Origin of the sequence: Bullifex porci, from assembly GCF_009695635.1 — a bacterium.
Classification (GTDB): Bacteria; Spirochaetota; Spirochaetia; order Sphaerochaetales; family Sphaerochaetaceae; genus Bullifex; species Bullifex porci.
Genome location: NZ_VUNN01000060.1, coordinates 1 through 1,370, shown reverse-complemented (window position 1 = coordinate 1,370; position 1,370 = coordinate 1). Strand labels below are relative to the sequence as shown.

At 44.4% G+C, this 1,370-nt stretch carries 1 protein-coding gene; it reads right to left on the bottom strand.

Going from position 1 to position 1,370, the window contains the following annotated elements; all coding sequences use genetic code 11:
- Nucleotides 1-17: 17 nt before the first annotated feature.
- Nucleotides 18-1,268 carry an RNA-guided endonuclease InsQ/TnpB family protein gene (locus tag FYJ80_RS11600; protein ID WP_206361097.1) on the bottom strand — a complete coding sequence of 417 codons (1,251 nt, stop codon included), beginning with the start codon at nucleotides 1,266-1,268 and terminating at the stop codon, nucleotides 18-20.
- Between the last annotated feature and the right edge of the window lie 102 nt (nucleotides 1,269-1,370).

Sequence of the window (1,370 nt, the reverse complement as noted above, 5' to 3'; positions counted from 1 at the left end):
AGTGACAACTCTCCCGCCTAAAGGCAGGGAGCTTCCTGAGTCGTATTCTCAAGAACTATTCCTGCTTTTTCGACGTTGGGCTTCTTAGGTGCGTTCGCACGGTCGTCCACCATGTTCGTCTTCACAGGCGTTGATTTCCCGCCGTCCACGGGTATTGTCATCATTTCGTACCCCTTCTTCTGTATATTCACGCTGCCATTCCTGTCACGATCATGCACAACGTTACATACGGGGCATTTCCATTCTCGTTCACTGAGTGTCAAATCTTTATAGATGTAACCACAGTTACTGCAAAGCTTGCTGGATGCATAGAAGCGTGGAACCTTTATAAACAGAGTCCCATGTTCGATGCATTTCTGCTCAAGTCTTGCAAGGAACCTGGAGAATGACGCATCACTTATTGCCTTCGCTAATCTATGGTTATGCATCATTCCCTTTGTATTGAGATCTTCTACGCATACTGCAACGTGGTTCTTGTTGACAATATCCGCTGTCGTCTTCTCAATGGTGTCGTCCCTTTGGTTTCTTATCTTTTCATGGCATCTAGCGAGTTTCTTTATCGCCTTCTTTCTGTTTGAAGAACCTTTCTTCTTCCTTGCGACTCTCCTTTGAAGGACTTTGAGTTTTCTCTCACTGTTTGCAAGATGCCTGTTGTTCTGATACTCGGTTCCATCCGAACATACAGCCAGGGTCTTCACACCCATGTCTATGCCAAGAACGTCATCAAGCGATGTAGGCAGTTTCCTATCCGTCCCTGCTTTGCAAATCCCATTCTCCACAAGGATTCTGACATAGTATTTGCCGGAAGGTTCCAAAACTACCGTAACCGTTTTCACATCTCCCTTAAACCTTCTGTGAAATACACAGTCAATCCATCCAATCTTTGGAAGATAAACGGTAGCAGCTTTATAATCAACCTTGACGTTTTGTGGACACTGGAATGATTGCCTTGCACAGCGTTTCTTGAAGGTTGGATAGCCTGTTTTTCCGGGATTCCTGAAAAAGTTTCTGAACGCAGTATCCAGGTTTTTGTTCGCCATCTGTAATGATTGGGAGTTGACATCCCTTAGCCAAGGATAAATGTCCTTGAGTTTCCTTAAAAAGGCATTGCAGTCGTAGTAGTTCCGGCTTTCCTTCCTTCTCTCATATGCTTTGTTCCTGTACTCTAGAAGCCGGTTGTAAACGAATCGCACGGAACCGAAAGTCCTTGCCAGCAGGCTTTGCTGTTCGGCTGTTGGATAGAGTCTGTAAGAAAAGGACTTGAGCATACTTTTATTATATCCCATTCGATTGTATAATGCAAATATGGCTAGTGAGAAAAATCTAAACCGTTATTCAGCAGCACATGCGGTCTACAACCTGCATTATCA